The organism is Streptomyces sp. NBC_00289, assembly GCF_041435115.1.
In the GTDB taxonomy this organism is placed as follows: domain Bacteria; phylum Actinomycetota; class Actinomycetes; order Streptomycetales; family Streptomycetaceae; genus Streptomyces.
Genome location: NZ_CP108046.1, coordinates 302,380 through 327,015 on the forward strand (window position 1 = coordinate 302,380; position 24,636 = coordinate 327,015).

Annotated in this window: 16 protein-coding genes and 10 pseudogenes; 12 read left to right on the forward strand and 14 right to left on the reverse strand. The window is 66.5% G+C overall.

Going from position 1 to position 24,636, the window contains the following annotated elements; translation table 11 throughout:
• Nucleotides 1–127: 127 nt before the first annotated feature.
• A complete protein-coding gene (locus tag OG985_RS01650) occupies nt 128–6,850 on the reverse strand; it encodes an FG-GAP-like repeat-containing protein (protein WP_371666552.1) in 6,723 nt (2,240 codons plus the stop codon).
• Nucleotides 6,851–7,220: 370 nt separating this feature from the next.
• On the opposite strand from OG985_RS01650, the gene OG985_RS01655 reads away from it, so the two are divergent.
• Together OG985_RS01655 and OG985_RS01660 are read left to right on the forward strand one after the other, a co-directional pair.
• On the forward strand, nt 7,221–8,063 hold the full coding sequence (locus OG985_RS01655; RefSeq protein WP_371666553.1) for an IS5 family transposase: 843 nt from the start codon (nt 7,221–7,223) through the stop codon (nt 8,061–8,063).
• Between the two features lie 94 nt (nt 8,064–8,157).
• Nucleotides 8,158–8,700: a hypothetical protein gene (locus OG985_RS01660; protein WP_331718632.1), complete on the forward strand. Its 543-nt coding sequence runs from the start codon at nt 8,158–8,160 to the stop codon at nt 8,698–8,700.
• Between the two features lie 518 nt (nt 8,701–9,218).
• Here OG985_RS01660 and OG985_RS01665 read toward each other — a convergent pair.
• From OG985_RS01665 to OG985_RS01690, 6 genes and pseudogenes are all read right to left on the reverse strand, one after another.
• Entirely contained in the window at nt 9,219–9,467 is a 249-nt protein-coding gene (locus OG985_RS01665; RefSeq protein WP_371666554.1) for a type II toxin-antitoxin system RelE/ParE family toxin, read from the reverse strand.
• Entirely contained in the window at nt 9,464–9,730 is a 267-nt protein-coding gene (locus OG985_RS01670) for a type II toxin-antitoxin system Phd/YefM family antitoxin (protein ID WP_371666555.1), read from the reverse strand. Before OG985_RS01670 ends, OG985_RS01665 begins: the two co-directional genes overlap by 4 nt.
• 57 nt (nt 9,731–9,787) lie before the next feature.
• A pseudogene (locus OG985_RS01675) lies at nt 9,788–10,264 on the reverse strand (transposase); the annotation flags it as partial.
• 43 nt (nt 10,265–10,307) lie between these two features.
• Nucleotides 10,308–10,478 (reverse strand): annotated as a pseudogene (locus tag OG985_RS01680) (IS630 family transposase); the annotation flags it as partial.
• 116 nt (nt 10,479–10,594) lie between these two features.
• Nucleotides 10,595–12,307 (reverse strand): group II intron reverse transcriptase/maturase, encoded by a 1,713-nt coding sequence (gene ltrA, locus OG985_RS01685; RefSeq protein ID WP_371674221.1) that lies wholly within the window; start codon nt 12,305–12,307, stop codon nt 10,595–10,597.
• Between the two features lie 723 nt (nt 12,308–13,030).
• Nucleotides 13,031–14,165: pseudogene (locus tag OG985_RS01690) on the reverse strand (IS630 family transposase); the annotation flags it as partial.
• Between the two features lie 396 nt (nt 14,166–14,561).
• Here OG985_RS01690 and OG985_RS01695 point away from each other — a divergent pair.
• A pseudogene (locus tag OG985_RS01695) lies at nt 14,562–15,312 on the forward strand (transposase family protein).
• Nucleotides 15,313–15,406: 94 nt separating this feature from the next.
• Nucleotides 15,407–15,490: pseudogene (locus OG985_RS01700) on the forward strand (hypothetical protein); the annotation flags it as partial.
• Nucleotides 15,491–15,593: 103 nt separating this feature from the next.
• Here OG985_RS01700 and OG985_RS01705 read toward each other — a convergent pair.
• Nucleotides 15,594–15,815 (reverse strand): hypothetical protein, encoded by a 222-nt coding sequence (locus OG985_RS01705; protein WP_371666556.1) that lies wholly within the window; start codon nt 15,813–15,815, stop codon nt 15,594–15,596.
• A gap of 374 nt (nt 15,816–16,189) precedes the next feature.
• Between OG985_RS01705 and OG985_RS01710 the strand changes: the two are divergent.
• Nucleotides 16,190–16,384, forward strand: a pseudogene (locus OG985_RS01710) (transposase); the annotation flags it as partial.
• On the opposite strand, the pseudogene OG985_RS01715 reads toward OG985_RS01710, so the two are convergent.
• Nucleotides 16,332–16,445: pseudogene (locus tag OG985_RS01715) on the reverse strand (IS6 family transposase); the annotation flags it as partial. The pseudogenes OG985_RS01710 and OG985_RS01715 overlap by 53 nt on opposite strands.
• Before the next feature lie 296 nt (nt 16,446–16,741).
• Between OG985_RS01715 and OG985_RS01720 the strand changes: the two are divergent.
• From OG985_RS01720 to OG985_RS01740, 5 genes and pseudogenes are all read left to right on the forward strand, one after another.
• Complete coding sequence (locus OG985_RS01720) at nt 16,742–17,497, forward strand: HD domain-containing protein (RefSeq protein WP_371666557.1); 756 nt, start codon at nt 16,742–16,744, stop codon at nt 17,495–17,497.
• A 265-nt stretch (nt 17,498–17,762) separates the two neighbouring features.
• Nucleotides 17,763–18,080 (forward strand): transposase, encoded by a 318-nt coding sequence (locus OG985_RS01725; RefSeq protein ID WP_371666558.1) that lies wholly within the window; start codon nt 17,763–17,765, stop codon nt 18,078–18,080.
• Between the two features lie 260 nt (nt 18,081–18,340).
• A pseudogene (locus tag OG985_RS01730) lies at nt 18,341–18,604 on the forward strand (transposase); the annotation flags it as partial.
• A gap of 142 nt (nt 18,605–18,746) precedes the next feature.
• Nucleotides 18,747–19,068: pseudogene (locus OG985_RS01735) on the forward strand (IS5/IS1182 family transposase); the annotation flags it as partial.
• Nucleotides 19,069–19,158: 90 nt separating this feature from the next.
• Nucleotides 19,159–19,804: pseudogene (locus OG985_RS01740) on the forward strand (transposase family protein); the annotation flags it as partial.
• Here the strand turns inward: OG985_RS01740 and OG985_RS01745 are convergent.
• Both OG985_RS01745 and OG985_RS01750 read right to left on the reverse strand, forming a co-directional pair.
• The gene (locus tag OG985_RS01745) at nt 19,778–19,969 is read right to left on the reverse strand and encodes a hypothetical protein (RefSeq protein ID WP_371666496.1); all 192 of its coding nucleotides are present in this window, start codon (nt 19,967–19,969) and stop codon (nt 19,778–19,780) included. The pseudogene OG985_RS01740 and the gene OG985_RS01745 overlap by 27 nt on opposite strands.
• A gap of 122 nt (nt 19,970–20,091) precedes the next feature.
• Nucleotides 20,092–20,373 (reverse strand): hypothetical protein, encoded by a 282-nt coding sequence (locus OG985_RS01750; protein ID WP_371666497.1) that lies wholly within the window; start codon nt 20,371–20,373, stop codon nt 20,092–20,094.
• Between the two features lie 270 nt (nt 20,374–20,643).
• Here OG985_RS01750 and OG985_RS01755 point away from each other — a divergent pair, with 270 nt between their 5' ends.
• Nucleotides 20,644–21,120, forward strand: coding sequence for an ATP-binding protein (locus tag OG985_RS01755; protein ID WP_371666559.1), 477 nt, complete (start codon nt 20,644–20,646; stop codon nt 21,118–21,120).
• Between the two features lie 477 nt (nt 21,121–21,597).
• Here OG985_RS01755 and OG985_RS01760 read toward each other — a convergent pair whose 3' ends face one another.
• Nucleotides 21,598–21,810, reverse strand: coding sequence for a hypothetical protein (locus OG985_RS01760; protein WP_371666560.1), 213 nt, complete (start codon nt 21,808–21,810; stop codon nt 21,598–21,600).
• A 10-nt stretch (nt 21,811–21,820) separates the two neighbouring features.
• Here OG985_RS01760 and OG985_RS01765 point away from each other — a divergent pair, with 10 nt between their 5' ends.
• Entirely contained in the window at nt 21,821–22,147 is a 327-nt protein-coding gene (locus OG985_RS01765; RefSeq protein WP_371666561.1) for a hypothetical protein, read from the forward strand.
• A 253-nt stretch (nt 22,148–22,400) separates the two neighbouring features.
• Here the strand turns inward: OG985_RS01765 and istB are convergent, their stop codons facing one another.
• Entirely contained in the window at nt 22,401–23,171 is a 771-nt protein-coding gene (gene istB, locus OG985_RS01770) for an IS21-like element helper ATPase IstB (RefSeq protein WP_189845846.1), read from the reverse strand.
• Entirely contained in the window at nt 23,168–24,586 is a 1,419-nt protein-coding gene (gene istA / locus OG985_RS01775; RefSeq protein WP_331719138.1) for an IS21 family transposase, read from the reverse strand. Before istA ends, istB begins: the two co-directional genes overlap by 4 nt.
• Nucleotides 24,587–24,636 lie beyond the last annotated feature (50 nt).

The following is a 24,636-nucleotide window of genomic DNA, read 5'->3' on the forward strand; positions in this document are numbered from 1 at the left end:
ACACCCCGGAGCAGCGGAACCCGGCGCCCACCCGACACGACACTCGGGCCGTCGGCATGCCCGCCATCAGTCACAGAAGCGAAACGGTCCACCGACTCCGTCGGCGGACCGTCATGCAAGATCGAGATTAGCCGCCGTTCCTAGCTCGTCCCAGTGTTCCTGCTGCTTCTCGCACCAGTTGCTCTCGCGACTTGACAAGTCTGATCGCAGCGTCGACCCAATACGCTGCCTGGCCAACTGCTGCTTTATAACCATCGCGGGCGAGTTGCCTTTCATAGGCATCCGGCGATGCTGTCTGCTCGTGTCTCACAGCAGCCCTTACGGCGGCGTCGAAAGCTGATCGGGCGTTTGCGAGATTGACCTGCGCCTCCCGGAGGGCGCCCTCCCACATGGCCTTCTTTATTTCCGCGTAGCCGATCGCTATCTCCCTTTGTGCCTGCACAGTGTCTGGGATAGCAGGTTTGACCATCTCGCTGACTTGGGCGGCGCATTTTTGGTCTGTGGCGCACATGGTGCCGGTTCCTGATGCACCTGTGACTGTGGGTGCTGCTGCGGGGATGAGGGCGTCGGCTACTGCAGCAACAGCTGTCGCTCCCCCGACCACAACTAGCACTCCAATCCATTGAGTGATGTAGGAGTCTCTGGTAGTGATCCAGACTTCATTAAGTCCGTTGGGTCCTTCGTATTTCTGGTAGGCGGCTGGGGTTCCGTCGGCGGTGCGGAGGTCGGTGGCGCAGTCTTCGGTGCAGAGTCCGGCGGCGGCTGTGGTGTTGTTGAGGATGTCGCCTGATCCGGCTTGGGTGCTTCCCTTGGCGTCGGCTTTGGCGGTTTTGGCTGCTGCTCTGTCGGCGGCTTCGATGGCGGCTTTGTCGGCTGCGTTGGCCTGGTTCCAGAGTGCTTCGGCGTTGGAGCCGCTGTTTTCTCCGGTGACGGGGGTGCAGCCGCAGTCGTTGCCGATGTAGCCCTTGCCGCCGTAGACGCCGGGTGCGCCGGTTGACTGTGCGCCGGCGATGCCGCTGGATCCGCTGCCGGGTTGGTCGCATTCACCGGGGTGGGTGAAGGCGCAGGTGACTTTGCCGCTGGGGTCGGTGTTGTTGAGGGGGTCGTTGTGGACGTAGGTGTAGGGGTTGAGGGTTTGGCTGGTGGTGGTGTCCAGGACGGGGTCGGGGGTGATGAAGGTGTGATTGTTGGGGTCGTAGAGGCGGCCCTTCATGTTGATGAGGCCGGTGTTGGGGGTGTTTTCGTGGCCGGTGAAGGTGCGGGTGAGGTCGCCGGTGGTGCCGGTGAAGGGTGTGCCGTTCTTTGTGACGAGGCGGCCGAAGGGTTCGTAGTAGAGGGTCTGGAGGGGGTTGCCTGAGGTGTCCAGGGTGGTGGCGGTGGAGCCGAGGCGGTCGGTGAGGTTGTACTGGACGTCGGTCTTGACGCCGTCGAAGACGGCCTGGCCGATGCTGCCGTCGGGGCCGGCGAGGTGGAAGACGTCCTTGTCGCCGCTGCCTTTGTGGAAGCGGTGCTCGAACAGGCCTCCGATGTAGAGGGTGTTGCCGATGGGGGTGGCTTCCATGATCTTGTTGTTGAAGGCGTCGTAGCGGTAGGTGGTGGTCACGCCCCGGGTGGTGACGGTGCGGGGCAGGTCGAAGGCGGTGTAGGTGACCTGGCGGGTGACGGTGCCGGCGGCGTTTTTCACGGTGGTCTGCCGGCCGCGGTTGTCGTAGCCGTAGGTTTCCTTGGCTCCGCCCATGCTGGTGGCATCGTGACCGGTGACGGTATGCGGCTGCACGGTGCCGGTGGGGTAGGTGAGGGTGTCCGCAGTGCCGTCGGGCTGGCTGATCTTGGTCAGGCCGCCCAGGGCGTCGTAGCTGTAGTCGATGCTCTGTGAGCCTGCGTCATGGCCGAGGTTCCAGCCGGTGAGCTGGCCCACGGTGTTGTAGTCGTAGGTTTCCGAGCGCAGCGGGGTGGTGGCGTCGTCGCGGGTCTGCTTGATGACCCGGCCGGCCGCGTCGTAGTCGTAGTCCAGGCCCATCACCTTGGTGCCCGCGCCGGTGGTGGCGGTGAGGGTGTCCAGGCGTCCGCCGGCGCTCTGGTAGGTGTTCTTGAGGGTGACGCCGTTGCCGAGCTGGGCGGTGTCCGTCTGCAGGTCGGGGGTGCGCTTGCTGACCGTCCACAGGGTTTTCGGGTCCTGGCCGGGGGTGATGTCGGTGACGGTGTTGGGGTAGCCGGCTGCGTTGTAGCCGTAGCGCAGGGTGAGCGGCTCGCGTCCGGTGACCTCGGGGTAGGTCAGCGTGTCGGCGGTGCCGTCTGCGTTGTAGGTCTGCGAGGTGGTGTAGGAGCGGCTGGTGGTCTGGTCGGTGTATGTGGTGCCGGCGGGCCGGCCGTAGGAGTCGTAGGTGAAGTCGGTGCGGATTTTATCGATCTGTTCGGGGCTGGTGGCGTAGTCCAGCTGGCCGATGCCGTGGGGGGCGCTGTCGTAGACGAACGCGGAGATGCCGTCTTCGGTGGTGCGGGAGGTCATCCGGCCCAGGTCGTCGTAGCCGAAGACGCTCTGGTGCTGGGCGTCGCCACGGGTCTCCCGCTCGATGAGGCCGTTACCGAAGTAGGCGGTGTCGGTGACTCCGCGGTCCGGTTCGCTGAGCCTGGTGCGGCGCCCGCGGACGTCGTACTGCATGGTGGTGACGTTGCCCTTGGCGTCGGTGATCGACTTCAGCAGGTCGAACGGGGCGTAGGTGTAGGCGGTGTTGAGGCCCTCGGCGCTGCCGTCGGGCTTGGTGCGGTAGTCGGTGTGGACTTTCAGCCGGCCGTCGGCGTCGTAGAGGTCGAGCCGGGTGGCGCCGGTGGGGTCGGTGACCGTCGTGGAGGCGAAGGCGGGTTCGAACACGGTGGATTTGCCGTCCGGGCCGGTCGACTTCACCATCCGGTCCAGGCTGTCGTATTCGAAGTAGCTGGTTGCCTTCCCTCCGGTCGGCGAGGGAGCGGACGTGGCCACGGTGCGGCCCAGCGTGTCGTAGGTGACGGCGGTGGCCAGTTTCCCGCCGACGTTGTCGAAGTCCTTGCCGAAGGAGGCGACCGGCCGTCCCAGGACATCGGTGGAGGCGGTGCTGGTCTTGGGTCCGGTGGTGGTGGTGACGCTCACGCCGTTGATGCCGCCGGCCAAGTCGCCGCGGCCGGCGTAGGTGATGTCGGTGGGCGCAGTGCCGTCGGTCTCGGCGTGGACCTGTCGGCCCAGATCATCAATTTTCGCTGTGGTGGTGCGGCCGTTGACGTCTTCGCTGCCCAGCGTGATGCCGAACGCGGGATGGGTGACCATCCATGTCGCCGGCCGGTAGGCGGCCACCTTGTAGTCGACCCACACCAGGGAGGGGTAGATCTCCTCGTTCGGCTGGCCGGGAAACGCCGGCTCGTAGGCGGTGTATACGGTGCGGTCCGGGCGCCCCGGCGTCTTGGACGTCACCGACGTCACCGCGCCCCGCGCGTTGTAGGCGGTGATCGTCGACTCGCGCACCCTGTCGGCATCATCGTCCGTGTTGTTTTTCTCCACGTCCGTTCTGGTCAGCAGGCCGCGCTCGTCGTGGAGGTAGGAGACGTTGCGTTCCCGCGTGGCGCCGTCGGCCGCGAAGCTCACCGTCTTGGACGAGAGAGCCTCACCGACCCGCCACTCCTCGATCAGCTCGGCCGCGGTGTCGAACTTCGTCGTCGTGATGAGCGCGGTGCCGCCATCGGTGGCCCGCGACAGCGAGGTCGGGTTGCCGAACTCGTCGAACACCGCAGCACTGTCGGTGCGCCGAAGCGCCGTGGCCGGCTCACTGACACCGGTGATCGCTGCGCCCGCCGCCTGGCCGTCCCAGTCGATAGCGACTTGCTGCGCGCCGGACTGTTCCCATTCCTTGGTGGTCGAGCTCGTGTCGAAGACAGCCATCACCTTGCCGCCGTGCTGCGGCCGGGCCTCATAGGCGGAAGACGTGCGTGTCACCCGCGCGCGGGCCGTGGCCGGCTTCGCGGCAGCCTGCTCGGCGGTAAGGATCGCCACCACCGTGGTGACCAGCGAAGGCCGCCCGACCTCCGGGTAGAAAGCGCCGTTGCTGACGCTCTTGCGGTGCGCGAACACCATCTCCGTCTGGGAGGCACGCCGCTTGTCGAAGACCCGGAACGTGCCGAACCCCAGGGAGCCGTTGCCCCGCAGGTCAGTGACCGGATCGGCGTAGGTGTACTGCCACACGCGGGCCGCGCCGGCAGAAGCGGTGTTGACCTGTCCAGCCCGCGACACCCGCTGGCGCACCACCGGGAAGCCCTTCTTCGGACACGTCAGCGGATACGTGCACGTGGCCGTCTCGGGCGTGCTGGACCAGGTGTTGGAGTAGGTGATGCTCTCCCGCTGCCAGGCCACTCCCTCGTCGTGCACCGACACCAACTTGTCGACCTGGCGTTCGTTTTGCTGCAGGATCCGCATCCGCCCCGAATCGATCTTCACCACGTCGGTGCGGCCGTCACCGTTGACATCCGCCAGCTGCGAAGTGGCCCGCCCGGCACTCTCGTCCTTAGTGCCGCCGCCCAGATCAATGTCGGAGGAGGTGAACGTGCCGTCACCGTCCGAAACCGCAAGATGCGTCGCTACGGCGTCGAAGGAGACGATGTCATCCCGGCCGTCGCCGTTGACGTCAGCGACCCGCAAATCCATCGAATCGTCATGCCCGATCGACACACTGTGCGGATCGGCAAGGCCCCGGCCAGTGTTGAACAGCAGGATGCCGTGCAGATCGTAAATGTGCTTGGCCGGGTCCGTCTTGGGCGGCAGCAGCAGCACATCCTCCAGACCGTCCGCGTTGAAGTCCCCCGGAAACGTCTCGAAACCAGACTGCTGGGGTGCCGCCCGGCTGTAGAGGCGGCCGGACTTGACCACCGACTGCGCACTCACCGTGGCCACGCCCGCATCACTGACACTCAGCGACGACACCGACGCCAGACACGTGCCGTCCGCCGACACGTTCGCCGACAGCTGCTCGGCCCGGCCGTCACCGTCCAGATCCGACACTCCCAGATCACAACGGGCCTTCATACTGCTGGCCGTAGCCGGCTTGAACGTGCCCGGCCCGTCCGCGATCCGCACCGACACCGTCGGCACCTTGTCCGATGCCGCCCCATCGGGGCTGAGCATGTCCAAACGGCCGTCACCGTTCACATCCGCCAGGTTACCCACCGCGTTCTCCGGCAGGTCGAACGGCGTCATCATGTCCTCAACGAACCGGGCGGCCTTCTTGTCCCACTTCAGCAGATGCGACGTCCACTTCTTCGTCACCGCCGAAAAGACCGGCAGCAAAATCTCCGCCGCCCCGTCGACGTTCGCGTCCACCGCGCGCGCCCGCCCCAGATCGGTCAGCTCCCCCGGCCAGCCCAGCGCCGGGGTCAGATCCCTCTGCGCATCCGGCGAGACACCGAACTTCACCCGGTCCGGCTTCCCCGGCCCCCGCGAATACAGAAGATCACTTCTGCCGTCCCCGTCCAGGTCCAGCACCCGCATCCGCGGATTACCAGCCGCCGTGTCCAGTGTCACCGAACCCCCGTCGACCACCGTGAACGACGGCGCCGCCGGCTGACTGGACCAGCCGAACTCCTTCTTCTTCACACACCCGCCCGCGCTGCCGCACTTCTGCAGCGAGGCCAGCAGACTCTGCCTGCTCGACGACACCGTGTAGGCGAGGTGGTACTGCCACGCCAGCTTCGTGTCATCCGGCATCGGCGCCAGCATACGGATCGTCTTCAACCGCTTCGTATGCGCAAACCGCACCCCCGCCGTATACGAGAACCTGGCCCCCGCAGCATCGTCCTCGTAATCGAACTCCACCCGCCGCTTCGCCGCCACCCCCCCGTTGCTCGTATACTCGATCTTGGAGATGAGGATTTCGTTGCGGGCCCTGCCGTCCTTGTCGTACTCGTAGGAGACCGTGTTCCCCGACGCATCCGTCTCATGGTCCAGCAGCCACGTCACCCGCACCGGCACCGCGAGATCCGTATCCATCAAAGGATTGTTGGCCGTGTCGAAACCGACCCCTGTCCTCGACCGGGTCGCCGTGTGCGGCAAAAACGTCTGCGTCACCCCCTTCTTGTCCGTCACCTCGAACCGGTCCGGACCCGTAATCCCCGGCGTCGTCCCCCCGAACGCCACAATCCTGCGGAAGCTGTTGCTCCGCGTCCGGTACTCCGAGCCGTCCCCTCCGTACTTGTCCGTGCCGCCCTGCACCGCCCCGACAAGAATCAGACGCTCACCATTCAGACAAAACCGGTCGTTGGGATCGAAGTGCACACCCCCGTGCGTGCCGTCCACCGCCACCGACTGTGCGCACCGGGCAATCGCCGACCCCGCACCCGACAACGACCACCCCACCCCCACCGAAGACCGACCGGCCCCCGACGCATACTGCAGCGACAGCCGCGGACTCATGGCCGCCCGCCCCGCCGGCACATCCAACGGCACCGACGTCGTAAACACACCCGACGGCAACACCTCCCCCGACGACGGCAAATACCCCGCGTCTGCTCCCTTACCTACCGCCGCGGACACAGACAACGCCTTCGGAATCACCGGCACACCCGACACCGGATCAGCCGCCGACGCCACCGGCGCCTGCCCCACCACCCCAGCCACCAACGCCGCCACCACAACCGGCGACAACGCAGCCAACCAACCAGGTCTCAGCAGACCCCCCGACCGCAACACACCACGACCAGCCACCATCGCCTCACAACCAGAGAAGACAAGGCCGAAACCCACGGCATCAGCCACCTCCCCCCAAACAACCCCCACCCCCACCACCCCGCCAGAGCAAACCCCACTCACACCACACTGAGCTTGTTCCACCATTGGTGTGGTGGTCAGGCTGCGAAGGCGGTCTCGTATTCGGCGGGGCGGTAGCCGCGTCCGGATGGCGTCCCGCTGAGTGGTGTAGGGGATCTCCGCGGTTGAGTGCGCGGGTTCTCTGCTCCCTGGGGTGCACCGTCTGCCGGTGTCTGCTCCCTGCTCAACTGGCAGGCCATCGTGCAACTGTCCGGAGTGGACGGGCAGTTCGACCCCAGGGGGTGCACGATGGCTTTGTCCCAGCAGGACCTACTTCGCCTGCTTGAGTCACTACGAGCTCGCGCAGATAGACGTCGTGGGGAGCCCCCAGCGACAAGGTGGGCACAGGTCCCGGTGATCATGGAGTTGCGACGCTCTGTGATTACTGGGGGGACCTGTGCCCGTGCTTCCATCATGGCTGACTGACCCGCTCTGGGAACAATTCGCGGCGCTGCTGCCCGAGCGCCCTACGGTCGATCCGTCCCACCCGCTGGGGTGCCACCGGCGCCGTATCAGCGACCGGATCGTGTTCGACAAGTTGCTGCAACTCCTGCGGTTCGGCTGCTCCTACCAGGCGATCTCCGACACGACCTGCTCGGCGACCACCATCCGCAACCGCCGCGACGAATGGATCCGGCTCGGCGTCTTTGGCCGACTCAAGCAGATCACGCTGGAGTCCTACGACCGGATCGTCGGGCTCGTGCTCGACCAGATCGCCGTCGACGGCTCCATCACCAAGGCCCCCGGCGGCGGCGAGGTCGCCGGGCGCTCACCGGTCGATCGCGGCAAACAGAGCTTGAAACGCTCGGGCATGACGGATGGTTACGGGATCCCGCTCGGCCGGGTCCTGGCCGGAGCGAACCGCCACGACTCGCCGCTGCTCTCGCCGACCCTGGACCTGCTGGACGACCTCGGGCCGCTGCCCAACGACATCATGGTGCACCTGGACGCCGGCTACGACTCGGACAAGACCCGCGCTGAACTGGCGGCCCGCGACCTGCGCGGACGCATCGCGCACAAGGGTGAGAAGGCGCCGATCCAGGCGAGCCGGCGGTGGCATGTCGAGCGTACGCACGCCTGGCAGAACGCCTTCTACCGCCTTTCCCGCTGCTACGAACGCCGCGCTACCGTCGTCAACGCCTTCTTCGATCTCGCGGACACGATCATCACCATCCGTAGCCTGATCCGTCGAGCCTGGGCCACCCATCGCTGGGACGAACGCCCCCACCGTCGCCCTTGAGTACCCGCCCTGCGCGCCTACCATGAGGCCGAAGCCGCCAGCACAGGATGGGTGACCCGAAGAAGACGGCCAACCGCCGTAGAAAGAAGTCGGCATGCTGCCAGAGTCGGAATTCGCCGTCATCCTCGGGATGTCCCCCGAACAGCGTGCGGCCTTCGTCGCAGGGGTAGCCGAGCGGGTCTTCGACCTGTACATGGACTGCGCACGGCCGTACCGCAGCAACGTTTGGGAAGCGATCACAGCTGCATGGGGCCGGGCATCCGGCGAGACCATACCTGGCGAGACCGCCGCTCGTCTGGCAGAAGCCCTCGATCAAGAAGCAGCCAGCTACTGCGACGATCTAGATGAGAGCATCGACATTCCCTTTGAGGTGATCACCGCCGTCGGCCACGCGCTCAAGGCCGCCTTCTTCGGCGACCCCAAAGACGCTGAAGCGGCCGCGAACTTCGCGACGGGCGGCATCGCCCGCGCAGCTCACGCATGCAACGACGATCAGGACAGGGCAGTACAGGAAGAACTCGGCTGGCAACTCGACTGGCTGCGTTACGTCAGTACGACCGAGGCGGAAGCCACCCGCGACGGATTCTCAGCACGCACAGTGACCAAGCCGACTTGGTATCTGCGCTGGGAGAACTGAACCCGCCAAACTGCACCGCCACCAATCTGCGTGACCTCTACGTTCGGCCGATGGTCTTGAACTCGTCCGCGAGGTCGCCGAAAGGCTGCTGCAGGAACTGATCGAGGCCGAGGCCACCACAAAGATCGACGCCGAGTGGGGCGAACACACCGACACCCGCACCACCACGTCGAGGCGCACCACTACCTCGACGCTGACATGCCCTGGCTGGAACGCATGCACCACAAGCGCCACTGGATCCTCGAACGTCGCGGCTTTACCGCCACCTCTCCCGGCCAGCTGCCCCAGCCGCCCTCCCGCCCCGTCGTCATCGCCGCCGACCGGATCCCGCACCAGCCGCGGCGAACTCGCCGGTGCCACAGGTACGGCAGTGGGCCAAGGACCAGGGCATGGATGTGCCTGATCCAGGCCCACTCCGCACCGACATCTGGGACGCTTGGTATGCGGCCCACGCCCAGCCGGTCGGCTGATCCATCATCACGGCCCGACCACTGGCTCGAATCGCCGGGTAGCCCCGCTCAGCCGGTGTGTCCTACATGCTCAATGTGCAGCGTGCTGTTCTGGACGTCGATGCGGTACAGGACCCTCCACGGGCCGCTGTGCAGACGCCGGTGGCTGCTTCCCCACGCGCGAGAGCCTTCGGGGGCCGGATCGTCCGCGAGCCGGTCCGTGGCATGCAGCAGTGCGTCCACGCCGGCGGAATCGGCCTTCAGAAGGCCGGCTGCCTCGTTGAGCGCTGTGGGCTCCCACGTGACGCTCCAGCTCACTCTCCGCTCCGGCCTGCTGCGTCGAGGAGTGCGAGACGCGCCTCGGCATGCGAGACGGGAGCCGGAGTGATCCCCAGGGCCCTGTCGCGCTCCAGGCGCGCGACGGCCAGGGCGTCTTCGAGGTCTTCCAGCTCCGCCGGGGAGATCAGGACGGCGGCGGGTGTCCCCCGGTCGGTGAGGGTGATGTGCTCGTGCTGGGCGGCACGACGCGCGAGGTCGCCTAGACAGGTGCGGGCTTCAGCGATCGGATAGGTACTCGACATGAATCTAGAGTACACCCACATAACACTTAGTGTGATGCGCCGGAAATCGCGGGCTTAGGAGTCATGCCGGTTGGCTCCGGCCAGGACGCGGCCCAGCGGAATGCCGTAACCATCCGTCATGCCCGAGCGCTTCAGGCCCTGTTTGCCGCGGTCCACGGGGGAACGCCCGGCGACCTCGCCGCCGCCGGGGGCCTTGGTGATCGAGCCGTCGACGGCGATCTGGTCCAGGACGAGGCCCACGATCCGGTCGTAAGACTCCAGCGCGATCTGCTTGAACCTGTCGAAGACGCCGAGCCGGATCCACTCGTTGCGGCGGTTGCGGATCGTTGTGGCCGAGCACGTCGTGTCGGCGATCGCCTGGTAGGAGCAGCCGAAGCGCAGCAGCTGCAGCATCTTGTCGAAGATGATCCGGTCGCTGATGCGTTGGCGGTGGCAGCCCAGCGGATGGTCCGGGTGGTCTTCCGGTCGTTCGGGCAGCAAGGCAGCGAATTGGCCCCAGAGCGGTTCGGTCAGCCATGATGGCAGCGCAGGCACAGGTCTCCCCAGTGATCACAGAGCGTCGTAACTCCATGGTGAGGTAGTCGGCGAGGGATTTGAGGATCTCGTCGGCGGTCTTGGTCCAAGTGAAGGGCCTGGGGTTCTCGTTCCACGAGACGATCCATGCCCGGATGTCGTCTTCGAGCGCCTTCACCGAGGTGTGGACGCCACGGCGGATGAGTTTGTCGGTCAGCAGGCCGAACCACCGCTCGTCGGGTAGGACCGCTGCATTGCTGCAGCGGTCCCCCCTCAGAACCGGCCGTGCCCGCTTTCCGAGCAACCGGCTCAAGCAAGCCCCTTGGGCTCGCGGGCGAACAGAAGTGCTGGTCACCGGCCGGGGCCAGTGGCCAGCCGACGCTGGCAGTGGGTGTGTATCAGGCGTGAGGCGGCGGGTTTGTCCGGCTTGCCGTTGCCCGCATCGGTAGTGATCGCGTGTTTGCGGATCGCGGTGCGGGTGACCTTGAGCCACTGCTCCCACTGGTCGGGGGTTTGCGGCTCGTGGTCGGCGTGCAGCAGCAGCCCTCCGCAGAGCGGGCATCGGCCGTCTTGCATCTGCAGCAGATGCAAGGTGCCTTTGCCCAGCGGGAGTTTGCCGCGGCGGCGCCGCTTGGCCCAGAAGTCGGCCAGGGCGGGATCGTCGGTTGACGCTCTCCCTGGCACCATCCGGTGCCGGACGATCGGCGTCCAGGCGAACTTGTAGAGGTAGAAACCGCTGGTGCGGTCCCCGAATACCCATGTGTCCTGCCTGAACGGGTTGAACATGCCGAAGTACCGGGCGGTCACCCAGCGCATCGGCTTGTTCGGGTGGGAGAACTTGGCCCACTTGTAGACCAGTCTCCACACGTAGGCGTCCAGCGAGTTGAACGCCCGCTTGGACACCCCGATCCGGTAGTAAGCGACCCAGCCCTTGATGATCGGGTTGAGCTTGGCGATCACCGCGTCGGCGTTGGCCCCTCGCAGGGCCAGCACTTCGGCGGCAAGCCGTTCCCGGATCCGCCGCAGGGCCGCGTTGCTCGGCTTGGTCAGCAACTTTCCGCGATAGCGTCGGATGTTGAACCCCAGGAAGTCGCAGCCCTCATCGAGGTGGACAATGCGCGTCTTGTCCTCATTGAAAGCCAGCCCCCGGGGCGCGAGCCACGCGGCCAGCCGAGCCTTGACCTGCTCGGCCTGTTCCCGAGAATGACACAGGGCGAGAAGGTCGTCGGCGTAGACGACCAGAACCGGAGAATCGCGCGCCAGAATCGTGGCATCACTGCCGAGAGCCTGGTAGCGGACTCCAGCGGCCTTTCCCATTCCGTGCAAGGCGATGTTCAACAACGCGGGACTGATCACCCCGCCCTGGGGAGTTCCCTCCACCGTCGGGGTGAACCAACCTTTCTCGACCACACCGGCCTTCAGCCATCCGGCAACCATTCCCCTCGCGGGAAAGTCCCCCAATGACGCGAGCAGGTGATCGTGGTCGATTCGGTCGAATGCCGCTTTCAAGTCAGCGTCGAGCACCCACAGGCGTTTAGCATTCTTGCCGCTCGCCGTCGTGTGGATGGCAACGATCGCGTCATGGCAGCCGCGACCGGGGCGAAATCCGTAGACCTTCGGTTCCAGCCGTGCCTCCCACTCGGGCTCCAGTGCATTCAGCGTCAGAGCTTGTAGGCATCTGTCTGCGATCACGGGAATTCCGAGTGGGCGCTGTTTCCCATTCGCCTTGGCTATATACACCCGCTTGACGGGCTTGGGCTTCCACGGGGCCGCGTCATGCTGGACCCAGTCGGCCAAATCGGCCTTTCCCTGGGGCAGCAGGACGACTTTCCCGTCGATGCCCGCCGTCTTGCGGCCATCGTTGACCTCCGTGACCCGCCGCACACTCGCGAGTGTGTTGGCGCGGGAGCGGAGCATCAACTTCTGCAGGTTCCGGACCTTGGCCAGGTCTCCTGCCTGCGATGCCGTAAAGATGCGTTGCCGCAGACGCCGTACGTCGTCCTCGACCTTCCGCCAGTCGATCGACGGCCAGTCGGTGATCTCGTCCTCCGGTCCGTTCGCCATGCCGGCTGCGGTCGCAGCGGCTTGCGCCGCCCCAGCCACGTGTGTCGTCACGGCGTCCAACTTGCCCTTCGGTTCAGGTGTCTTTGGTCATCGTTTCTTCACGGGCTCACCAGACCCACGTCAGCACCTTTTCAGGTCGAGGCATCGGCCCCTATCCGGCCAGTTATGCGGGAACCGCCGACGGAGGTGTCGGCATATGGTTCCCGGTTTCCTGCTGCCTTTCGGCGACCGGCATTCGCTTGTTGGGTCTTCCTGCATCCGCTGGAGAGTTGGGCCTTCCTCGCGGTTGGCTTACCAGGCCAGAACTGCATTGCCTGGACTCCATCGGGGTTGTCACGTTCCGCATGAGAGAGATGCTGCCGGGGAGGGCGCCCTCTGCACCCCGGGGACGGCGGTGCACTCCCGACCGGTCAAGTATCTCCAGTCGGCGCCTGCCGCTTTCCAACGGCCAGTCCCTATCTCCCGCTGAAACAACCCATCGGCGAGAGTGATCATGACGAGGCATCATCAAGGGTTCATTCGCATTCACCCGTCCGGCATTTCCCAGCCTGTAACCCCCGGATGGAACGAGGATCCTTGGGCATTTCCTCAGGCTTCGCACCCCGCGATTACTCGCAACGCACGCTGAGGCGGGAACGAGCCTTGCACACTGGCTCGGGTCCTACACCTTCGACATCGGCCGAACCTCCTTGGTGATTACCACTCTTCTCAAGCGACTTCGTGTCGCACGACCTGGTTGGTCCAGGAGGAGCCGGTCGGGGTGAAGTGGACGTGGAATCGGGGGTGTCTGCCGAGCCAGGTCTTGATCTCGGGAGTGTTGTGGGTGGCGTAGTTGTCACACGCCAGGTGCACGTCGAGTCCGGCGGGGACCGCCTTGTCTATCGTAACCAGGAACGTCTTGAACTCGATGGCCCGGTGGCGGCGGTGCAGTTCACCGATGACGGTCCCGTCGGCGATGTTGAAGGCGGCGAACAGGCTGGTGATGCCGTGCCGCAGGTAGTCGTGGGTGCGCCGTTGGGGCATGCCCGGCATCATCGGAAGTACCGGCTGCGAGCGGTCCAGGGCCTGGATCTGGGACTTCTCGTCCACGCATAACACCACCGCCTTCTCAGGCGGGTTGTGGTACAGGCCCACGACGTCGACGACCTTCGCGACGAACTGCGGGTCGGTGGAGAGCTTGAAGGCATCCTGCAGGTGCGGCTTGAGGTCGAACCGTTTCCAGATCCGGCCGATGGTGGACTTCGACAGCCCGGTCCGGGCCGCCATGGAAGCCCGCGACCAGTGCGTGTCCTGGCCCCGGAGTGGATTCCAGCGTCGCGGCGATGACGTCCTCGACCTGATCGAGCAGGAGAGACGGCGGCCGCCCCGGCCGCGGCTCGTCGACCAGCCCGTCCAGCCGCTGCTTGACGAACCGAGCCCGCCAGCGGCTCACCAACTGCTCGCGCACCCCGAGCTCCGCCGCCACCTGCTTGTTCGTCCCGCCCTCCGCGCACCGCAGCACGATCCTCGCCCGCAGGGCCAGGAACTGCGCGGTCTTCGCCCGCCTCGCCCACCGCATCAGCTGAGCCCGTTCGTCATCACTGAGCACCAGCTCCAACTTGCGCCGGCCCGGCCGCGGCTCATCCGCAAGCCCGGCCATCCGCTGGTCAACGAACCGCGAGCGCCACTTCCTCACCGTTTCCACGGTCACCTTGAACTCCGCCGCGACACGCGTATTCGGCTTCCCCTCCGCGCATGCCAAGACGATGCGTGCCCGCTCGGCAAGACAGGGCGCCACTGCCCCGCCCGCCCAGCGCAGCAACTCGGCGCGCTCCTCATCGGACAGCACCACTTCGACGGCACGAGGACCCCGGGACATGAAAACAGGCTACAGACTTAAGCCCGCGATTTCCGGCCCATCACATTAGGCGAACTGGCCCCGGTGGCGGACGTGGAGGCCGGCCAGCTGCGGCCAGGCGGCATGGGCGCTCATGTTCAGGTACAGCTCAAGCTGGAGCCGGGTGTGTTCCGAGGGCGTTGGCACAGCGGACATCCTGCCGCAGGGCCGGGGATCGGGATGGGGCAGGATGCGGCCTGTCGTAATCCACTTCTCGTGATCCGCATGTCTGCCTTGCCCGTTGCCTCCGCCTGCCCGATCACTGAGCTTGTTCAGTTCGGCTACTGATCGGGTGACGTGTGGTGAGGGCGGAACGGGCAGAGCCCCAGGGCTGTTGAGCGAGGTGTCTACGCTCAACTCTTCAGCCTTGGGGCTCTGTTGGTTCCTTATCGTGCCGTACTCGATGTTCCGCATGCCCTGGTGGAGTGGGTCACGATGCTCATCGTCACCCGTGAAGGTGACCGCAGGTGCAAGCTGCCAGCGTCCGAGCGCGCCCTGGTCACACTGGTATACCTGCGGAAGAACGACACCCTGCGTCAGCTCGCGGCCGGCTTCGGTATCAGCCTGGGCACCGCACACGCCCACGTGCACGCCGTGATCGGCCACCTCGCAGAGCTCGCGCCCGGTCTGACCGCGGCCCTGAGATCGCCCCGACGCCCGCTACCTGCTGCTGGAGGGGACACTCGCCGAGTGCGACCGGACCGGCGACGGCCGGGCGGACTACTGGGGAAAGCACCGCCGGCACGGCGTGAACCTGCAGGTGGTGACCGCTCCGGACGGCACGCTGGTGTGGATCTCGCCCGCGCTGCCCGGCCGGACCCACGATCTGACCGCGGCCCGACGGCACCGGATCATCGCTACGTGTATCCGCCTGGGCATCCCGATCCTGGCCGACCGCGGCTACCAGGGCGCCGGTGACATCGTCGTCGTGCCCCACAGACGACGACCGGGCAAAGACCTCACCGTCAAACAGAGAAGCGTCAACCGGGCGCACTCGCGTCTGCGGTGGCCTGTCGAGAGATCCATCGCATCGGTCAAGACCTGGCGGATCCTCCGCAAAGCCCGCTGCAACCCGAGCCGGATGACGTCAATCGCCAGAGCCATTCTCACCCTGGAGACTCACCGCTGAACAAGCTCACTCTGACCGCTTCCGAGCGCAAGCGGCTCAAGACGATGGCGGTCACAAGACAGAGCACCGGCTCCGTCAGCGCGCCCAGGTCGTCCTGCACGCGGCCCGGAATCGCTCGAACGCCCGCATCGCCGGGGAGACCAGGCTGCACCTGGACACCGTCCGCACCTGGCGCGGCCGATTTGCCGAGCACCGGCTGCCCGCCCGGTCCGACCGCAAGCGCTCCGGCCGTCCGACCTACTTCACGCCGTTGCAGGCGCCCAGGTCAAGGCCCTGGCCTGTCAGCTGCCCGCCGAGAGCGGGGTTCCGCTGTCGCGCTGGTCGACCCGGAGCTGGCCCGCGAGGTCGTCGCCCGCGCGATCTCCGCCTCCACCGTGCGGTGCTGGCTCAAGCAGGACGCGCTCAAGGGGAGGGTTCTTGCGGAGTACGAGACGTTGGACAAGAAGGGCAAGGACACCAGCGACGAGGAGATCGAGAAGCTCAAGGCGGATGACCCCGACCATGGGTGCGCACCCTCATGGTCCTTTGCGGCGCTGCTTCATGTGAGGGAGCGTCACGGGGCGGGTAGTGGTGTTTGGGCGTTGATTACTCATTCTGCGAGGAGGTGTCGGGGGTGAGGGTGGTGTCCGAGGCAGTTTTCGCATCATGTGCTGTGAGCCGGGATGGTCAGTCAAGAGAGGAGCCCTTGACCTCGGAAGAGGCCACTGTCACCAGCGGGACAATCGGTGGCAACCCTTGACGAGTAGTCCCTTCACAGTGCCGGTTCGCATGCTTGTGCAGGGGTCTCGCCCTGCCTGCAGGGGGTTGCGTCCAGAGAAGTGGTGTACGGGTTCGACCTGATCCGGGGGTTTGCTCCGGCATCGGGATGGTGCCCGCACGTCGCACCGACGTGGTCGGCATCTTCCCCGACCGCACCACCGTCATCCGCCTGGTCGGCGCGGTCCTGGCCGAGCAGAACGACGAATGGACCGAAGCCCGCCACTACACGGGCATCGAACTCCTCGCCAAAGCCCGCCTCCACCCGATCGCCGGACGGTTTCGTGGGAGACGATCACGCCGCGGGCGAGCATGAGCTCATCGACCTCGCGGAAGCAGAGCGGGAAGCGGTGGTGCAGCCACACGCAGCGGGACATGACCTCCGCCGGGTACCGGTACCCCTTGTACGACGGTGTCGCTCCGGCCTCCACGACAGCCCCTCCCAGATGTTCAGCAAACCCCAGATTCGGAGCACCGCGCTCAACTTGACAATGCCCCATTGACCCATCTACAGCTGCCGTGTTCGGGGAGGAGGCTCGCTTCAAGTGAGGTATCAACTACCTAGCTCTTCAGGGGTGAGGCGATCGTCCTCCGGGACATAGTGGGACCCGCCCAAAACTCAGAACATGACCTATGTGTTCGAGAAGCGGGGGACTTCAGGAGAGTTTCATCAGTGACCACCAGCATCGAACCTGTCCCCCAGCCCCGCCCTGGTCACGGCCAGGAGGGATTGGAACGAATGGCCGTTCTGCCGTCGATCGCCATGATGGGCACCGCGCATCACGCCACCGGCGAGGAACTGCTGGCTGAGCTGCGTCCTGGCAAAGTGTTCATGATGGGTGACAACCCTGCTCTGCCCCCGATGCCCGAGCGTCCGACTCTGGCGGACTTCTTCCGGCTGCGCCTTGAGCCCTTCACCGCCCGGCATATGCTGCACAGCGCCCGCCGGGCCCGAGACTTGGGGCTGAACGAGGAGGTGGTGCTGGCCTGTCTCCTCCACGACATCGCTGTGGGCGGCCTGCTGCGCAGCCACCATGGACACTGGGGCGCCCAGCTGGTGGCCCCTTACGTCTCCGAGGAAGTCGCCTGGGCTATCCGCCAGCACGAGATCCTGCGTTTCTTTCCCGACCCGTCGGTTGGCTACGACTACCCCGAGGCATACCGGACCTTCTTCGGCCCGCAATACGCCCCACCCGCACACATACACAGTGCCTATGAGCACGTTCGTGCACACCGTTGGTACATGACAGCGCGTCTGGTCACCCTCAACGACCTGTACACCTTCGACAACGAAGACGACATCGACATCGCCGAGTTCGAAGACATCATCGGCCGGCACTTCCGGCAACCCGATCAGGGCCTGGGCTTTGATGGCTCACCGGTCGCACACATGTGGCGCACCATGATCTGGCCTAACAACTTCCTGTAGCGCGGCCAGGGCGGTGCCTTCCGGCAGTCGGCCGGCTTGCCGGACACGGGCGCGGAGCGGGCCCTGGTGCGGGAGGTGGAGCTCCCGGTCCCCGGATGGAGTTGACGGTTGAGTGGAGGCCCTCTCGGCTGGCATGATCCGGCCGGCGACAGCGTGCACCTCACGCTGCCGGCCGGAAGGAACGCGGTGAACACCAACGAGCAGCACAGGTCCGGGCACGTCGTGATCGGCGTCGACACACACAAGCACGTGCACGTCGCCAGTCATGGACACCATCGGCAAAATCCTGGCGACATTGACTATCCCCACGGACACCGGTGGATTCCAGCAACTCCTGGACTGGGCAACCTCGTTCGGCAAGGTGCTCGCATTCGGGGTCGAGGGCACCGGCTTCTACGGCGCCACCCTGGCCTCGTTCCTTCGCCGGGCCGGTCACAAGGTGGTCGAGGCCGGCCGGCCGGACCGGCGGCTACGGCGGATGAACGGCAAGTCCGACACGCTGGATGCCGAGAACGCCGCCCCGCGGTTCTCGCCGGCTTTGCCACCGCCACTCCCAAGACGGCGGACGGCGAGGCCGAGATGATCCGCCGGCTGAAGATCGCCCACGACCAGGCCGTCGAACAGCGCGCGGCCGCGAGGGTCACCATGAAGGCGATGCTCGTCCACGCCGGCGATGGCCTGCGTCACGAGACCGCCGGCACAACGCAGATCGCTCTGGCCCGGCACCTGGCGGGCCTGCGTCCTCGACAGCTGGAGGGCCCTGAGGGCGCACTACGTCACGCCCTGCGCACGCTGGCCAAGCGGTGGCAGTACCTCGACGCCGAGGCCAAAGAGCTGACGAAGATGATCGATGACCTGGCGCACCGAGCCGCCCCGCAGTTGCTCGAGCCGTTCGGCATCGCAGTGGACACGGCCGCGGAAATCCTCGTCGCAGCCGGCGACAACCCCGAGCGCATCAAGTCCGAAGCCGCACTCGCCAAACTCGCGGGCATCGCACCCGTGCCCACCGGCTCCAAAATGACCAGCGCCAGGCACCGCATCAACCACGGCGGCCATCGCCAGCTCAACGCCGCGATCTACCGCACCGTCATCGTCCGCATGCGATTCCACCAGCCCACGATCGACTACGCCGCCCGCCGAACCGCAGAAGGCAAGACGAAACGCGAGATCATCCGATGCCTCAAACGCTACGTGATCCGCGAGGTCTACCACCTCATCCGGCCTGCCCCGAACGCGATCACTGCGTCCACACTCCGGGGGTCACCTCACTGGGGTCGACGGCGGCTATCGCAAGCACTTCGTCGAGCACGCCGCCACTCTCGGCATCGACTTGGAAATCACCGCCCGTACCCCCGGGAGCAGGGGGTTCATCCCGATCCCGGACGGTCGAGCGGACCTACGGCTGGCTGATGCTCCACCGCCACCTGGCGAGACCCTCCCTGCCCGATCCGAAGCCATGATCGATCTACCTCGCCATGACCGACCTCATGGCCCGCCGACTCACCGGCGAGGCCACCATCTCCTGGCGCAACCGGGCGGCGAAGCATGAGCTTGTTCAGTTCGGCTACTGATCGGGTGAGGTGTGGTGAGGGCGGAACGGGCAGAGCCCCAGGGCTGTTGAGCGAGGTGTCTACGCTCAACTCTTCAGCCTTGGGGCTCTGTTGGTTCCTTATCGTGCCGTACTCGATGTTCCGCATGCCCTGGTGGAGTGGGTCACGATGCTCATTGTCACCCGTGAAGGTGACCGCAGGTGCAAGCTGCCAGCGTCCGAGCGCGCCCTGGTCGCACTGGTATACCTGCGGAAGAACGACACCCTGCGTCAGCTCGCGGCCGGCTTCGGTATCAGCCTGGGCACCGCACACGCCCACGTGCACGCCGTGATCGGCCACCTCGCAGAGCTCGCGCCCGGTCTGACCGCGGCCCTGAGATCGCCCCGACGCCCGCTACCTGCTGCTGGAGGGGACACTCGCCGAGTGCGACCGGACCGGCGACGGCCGGGCGGACTACTGGGGAAAGCACCGCCGGCACGGCGTGAACCTGCAGGTGGTGACCGCTCCGGACGGCACGCTGGTGTGGATCTCGCCCGCGCTGCCCGGCCGGACCCACGATCTGACCGCGGCCAGACGGCACCGGATCATCGCTACGTGTATCCGCCTGGGCATCCCGATCCTGGCCGACCGCGGCTACCAGGGCGCCGGTGACATCGTCCTCGTGCCCCACAGACGACGACCGGGCAAAGACGTGATAGCTGGTGATCGACATCGGCATCGTGCTGTGCGGTCAGCGTACCGGCCACGGGGAGCGGCGGGTGAGGGTCGTCCACTCCTCGTCCGCCCGGCCGGGCACGGCCCGCCCGGCGCCGGCCCACCGGGCGGCGAGTTCAGTGAAGATCGGCTCCAGCTCGGGGCGGGAAACCGCACTGCCACTGTGCTGGGCGCCGGGAAGGGACGGAAGCCGCATCGTCTTGGTCACACCGGATTCAACGTCTTCCGCACCATCCCAGTCACCCACGGCCGGGGCGGGCCTCGTGGAGGCCCGCGCGGACAACAGCGGCCGCAGCCACCGCGCGCGTTTCCGATCCCGAGTGGTGGGGTCTACGCGATGTTCGTAGCGAACAGGCGTTGCATCGCCGTGGATACTCCGGTCACCTCCAGCGCGATACCCACCTTCTGGCACATGCGGTGGGCCCGGAGGGCGGCGCTGAGCGTGGCGGGTGCCGGCTCCCCAGCGGGAACGCTGAGGATCACGCAGCGGGGCCGGCAGGCACGGACGAAGGCCTCGATCTCCTGGACGGCCGCGGCCCGCGTGGCGATGTCGAGATTGCAGTGCAGGGTCACCCGCAGCACGTCGCCGTCCAGGCTGTGACTGAGCAGCATGATGGCCTCCACTCCGGCGGTGAACTCACCCCCGTATTCCCGCTCCGGCCCGGCCCGGGGTTGTCTGACCTGGCAAGGATGACAGCCAGGGCGCGTCACCGCAGCTCACGGCGCGCCCTGCGACCAGCAACCGGCCAGGGGAAACAACGGCATACCAAACCACCGATTTTGGTTTTGGGTATGGACTGCTCAGAGAGCCTGCGCTCGACGGGAGTGTGCTGGAAGTACCAGAAGAAGCATTCCGGCCCTTCCGGACAGGCAGTGATCTTGATGACGACCACCACGACCTCCCACAGCCGGCAACAGCGCCCCGCGCCGCACGCCGCCGCGGCCGGTGCGCGCGTGTTCAGCCTGCCACTGGAACACGGACCGCTCGCACCGGCCACCGCCCGCCGTGCCGCCCGCCCCATCCTGGCCTCCTGGGGACTGGACGAAGACCAGCTCTACGACGCCCTGCTGGTCATCTCCGAACTGGTCACCAACGCCGTCACCCACGCCCTACCCCCCGTCGCCCTGCACCTGCACACCACCACCAACGGCCCAGGCCGCGTCCAAGTCCACGTCAGCGACGGCGGCCCCCACACCGCCTCCCCCACCACCAGCTGGGCCACCACCCGCCCCACAGACGAACACGGCCGCGGCACCACCATCATCACCACCCTCGCCCACCACACCGGCACCACCCCCACCCCCGACAACGACACCGACGGCCTCATCAACCACTGGGCCGACCTCAGCGCCGCCTGACCCCACCAGGTTGAACGGGTCGGCGGGCGGGACGGCGATCCGGGTTCGGCGCCGCAGCGGGGGCAGGGATGGCGCTCGACTCGTCCGCGTCGGTCGGGGAAGGCTTGTGAGGGTGCCTGCAGGCACCCTCACGCGCCGAGGAAGCCGTCAAGAACGCCCAGAAGAGCCGAGGACCCGTCACCGTCGCCGGCGTCGCCCGCACAGCGGGTATCTCCCGCTCCTGGCTCTACACGCAGAGCAATCTGGTCGACGCCATCAAAGCTGAAGCAGGGAGTACCGTCACCCGTGCGGACCGGTCAGCAGCCGACGGGCACCGCCTCACTGCACCGGCGCCTGGAAGCCGCCCTGTTGCGGGTCAAGAACTCCGGGCGGCCAACACCGAGCTGACCCGACGCCTGGAAAGGGCCCACGGCGAGATCCGGCGACTGCGCACGGAGTGTCCATGACGTGACCGCGGCGTTCCTGGACGGGGTTCGATTACCGGCGACGTGTCGCCTGGGCGGCGGCCAGCAGATTTCGGATCCCGATGACGTCTCTACCAGTGCGCATCGCGATCTGGGCTGCCGGCTCGCCGCTCTGGTATGCGGCCACGATCGCCGCAGTCAGATTCCGGCGGGCCACATGGACCGCTTCTTGCGCATCGTGCAGCGCCTGGGCTGCCGCCTCCAGCGTGTTCTCCTCGCTCGCCATATCGATCATCGTGCGTGGGGCCACAGGACCGGTACGGTGGCCCTGCTGGAACTCCTGGCACCGCTGGAGCGTGATCGCCCTGGTCGCCTACGCCTTCCTGGCCGTCACCGCCGCCCTCGAACGCGCCGCCCAGACCACCCGCGACGACCCCGACGAGGCCAACCTCGTGCCCCTCAGCAGCCACGAACTCCTCCGCCTGCTACGGGCCTTGATCCTTCCGCCACCCCGACGAGACCCCGACCACCTGCTGTGGTGGTCCACCTGGCGCCGCCGCCACCAACACCGCGCCCGCCTCTGCCACCGCCGCTGGCATGCATACGCCGACACCCCGCCATGATCGAAAACTCGGCCGCTGCTCTACAGCTGCCGTATCCTTCCTTCGTTATTACGCCGCCTGCCACCCCAACGAGCCCGTTTCCGCGAGACTCGGCAGGGCACGCGCCGCGGACCATGTTTCCGTTCTCCCGGGTGAGCAGGATGATCTGACTCAGCAATTCGAGACTTCCGCCACCGCTACTGCTACCTGCGGGGGCTGATGTCGGCGTACTCTCGCTTCGGGCCGGGCCGGTACGTTTGAACGTCCCCAGGTGTTAGGCCACTTCGTTCTCCCGCTCGATGGCCTGGAGGCGGTTCTTGAGCCGGTAGCTCGGGCCGTTGATCGCGATCACTTCGCAGTGGTGGAGGAGCCGGTCGAGGATCGCGGTGGCGAGGACCTCGTCGCCGAACACCTGTCCCCATTCGCTGAAGGTCTTGTTGGAGGTCAGGATGATGGAGCCCTTCTCGTAACGCTTGGAGATGACCTGAAAGACCAGGTTCGCCTCGGCCCGTTCGAGGGGCTGGTAGCCCACCTCATCGATCACAAGGACGCTCGGCCGCAGGTAGGTGCCGAGTTTGTTGACCAGCCGTCCGGCCGACTCGGCAGCCTTCAGATTGCGGACCATGTCGTCGAGACTGGTGAAGTAGATCGAGTAGCCGGCCCGGCAGGCCGCGACAGCGAGAGCGACAGCGATATGCGTCTTGCCCACTCCCGGTGGCCCCAGCAGCGCGGCGTTCGCCTTGCCGTCGACGAAGGAGAGGCTGGCGAGGTCTTTGACCTTGCGCGGGTCGAGCTCGGGCTGGAACGAGAAGTCGTATTCGTCCAGCGTCTTGTGGTGTGGCAGCTTGGACAGTCGCAGGCCCTGGCGGAAGCGGCGGTCGTCGCGGACGGCGAGCTCTTCGGAAAGGACCAGGTCGAGGAAGTCGAGGTAGCCCATCTTCGCCTCGTCGGCTCGGCGGGTGTACTCGTTGATGGTCTCCGCCAGGTGGGGCAGGCCGAGCTTGCCGGCCGTGGTGCGGATGCGGTTGCCGGTCAGCTCGCTCAAGACGACTCCTTCGTCGGGGAGTTGGTGGTGAAGGGCCGGGTGCCGGTCAGTTCGTCATAGACCGACAGCGGCCGCCGCCCGACCTCGATCTGGGTTGCAGCGGCCCGGTTCAACAGGGCCTGCAAGGGCCCGATGCGACCCGCCGCGGGGAACTCGCTCTGCGGTGGTGGCGGCTCGTCGCCCGTCGTAGTGCGGCGGTTCTTGCCGGTTGGCAGGCCGTCCCAGTGCTCATCCTGCTTGACAACCACGCCGCGGCCGACCGCCCGCGGATGGCTGGACAGCAACGTCTCGCCGCTGGCATCGGGGACGGTCGTGTGCAGCATGACCTGGGATTTCGTCGCTCTGATCTCCACCAGCTGACGCGGGCGGACCTTGCGGGCGGGCACCGAGTAGAGGTTCCCGCCGAACGCGACCAGACAGTCCTTGCCCACCGGCCGCAGATGCCGCTCGGCCACCAGATAGGGCGAGGACGGCAACGGCTTCAGGGCGGCGTGATCCCGGGCGGCCCGGTGTCCGATGACCTCGTGGTGGGTGGCGTGGGTGCGGGCGCGTCGCTGCGGCACCCACGCCAAGAACGCGGCATCCAACTCCTCGAGCGAGGAGAACGCCCGCCCGGCCAGCACGTGATCACGCACGATCAACACCTGGCGTTCGACCCGACCCTTCCCGGTGGGCCGGTAGGCGGCCAGCACGTCGATGTCGAAGTCGTAGTGGCCGGCGAAGCCGACCGCTTCCGGATGCAGCGGAACCGCCTCACCGGGAGCGACGTGCCGGCGCACGACGGTCTTGGTCCGGTCGTAGACGATCGACATCGGCACCCCGCCGAAGTGCGCAAATGCCCGCCGGTGGCAGTCGAAGAAGGTCTGCAGGTCCTGGCTCGTGGTGAAGCAGCAGAACGGATCGCGCGAGTACGACAGCACCATATGGAACGAGTAGACCTTCGGGATTCCCAGGTGGGCGAGGATCTTGCCTTCATCGCCCCAGTCGACCTGAGCCTGGGCCCCGGGAACCACCTCGAAGCGGCGGTGCATACCCGCCAACTCCCGCGGCTCGATCCCCAGTTCACCCGCGATCCGCGGCCGGGCCTCCTGCAGATAGAGCTTGACCCGCTGGTAGTTGATCGTCGAGCCGTACTCCTTCACCAGGCGTTCGTGCACCACAGCACCCTTGATGAGGATCTCTGCCCGCAGCATCGCGTCGATCAACGGGGCGACCTCGTCGACCGCCTTCTTCCGGGGCCGGCCGTTCGACGTCCGCCTCGGCGGCACCGACGCCGCCGTGCTCGACAGATACTTGCGGACCGTCTTGCGGTCCAGCCCAGTCTCCTTGGCCACCTCGGTCAGACTGACCGCCCCTGACTCGACCAGAGCACGGAACCGCCGCAGTTCCAGCCAGCGCTGCGGGTCCAAAACCACCGCGTCACCACCCTCCGCCACCCTTCACCGGACGAGCAGAAGAGTGCCGG

Bases quoted from the DNA above. Each gene is read 5' to 3' on its own strand.
- OG985_RS01650 (WP_371666552.1), bottom strand. From the start codon at position 6,850: ATGGTGGAACAAGCTCAGTGTGGTGTGAGTGGGGTTTGCTCTGGCGGG.
- OG985_RS01660 (WP_331718632.1), top strand. From the start codon at position 8,158: ATGCTGCCAGAGTCGGAATTCGCCGTCATCCTCGGGATGTCCCCCGAA.
- OG985_RS01670 (WP_371666555.1), bottom strand. From the start codon at position 9,730: ATGTCGAGTACCTATCCGATCGCTGAAGCCCGCACCTGTCTAGGCGAC.
- ltrA (WP_371674221.1), bottom strand. From the start codon at position 12,307: ATGGCGAACGGACCGGAGGACGAGATCACCGACTGGCCGTCGATCGAC.
- OG985_RS01705 (WP_371666556.1), bottom strand. From the start codon at position 15,815: ATGGTCGGGGTCATCCGCCTTGAGCTTCTCGATCTCCTCGTCGCTGGT.
- OG985_RS01725 (WP_371666558.1), top strand. From the start codon at position 17,763: ATGGACACCATCGGCAAAATCCTGGCGACATTGACTATCCCCACGGAC.
- OG985_RS01750 (WP_371666497.1), bottom strand. From the start codon at position 20,373: ATGCTGCTCAGTCACAGCCTGGACGGCGACGTGCTGCGGGTGACCCTG.
- OG985_RS01755 (WP_371666559.1), top strand. From the start codon at position 20,644: ATGACGACCACCACGACCTCCCACAGCCGGCAACAGCGCCCCGCGCCG.
- OG985_RS01760 (WP_371666560.1), bottom strand. From the start codon at position 21,810: ATGGCGAGCGAGGAGAACACGCTGGAGGCGGCAGCCCAGGCGCTGCAC.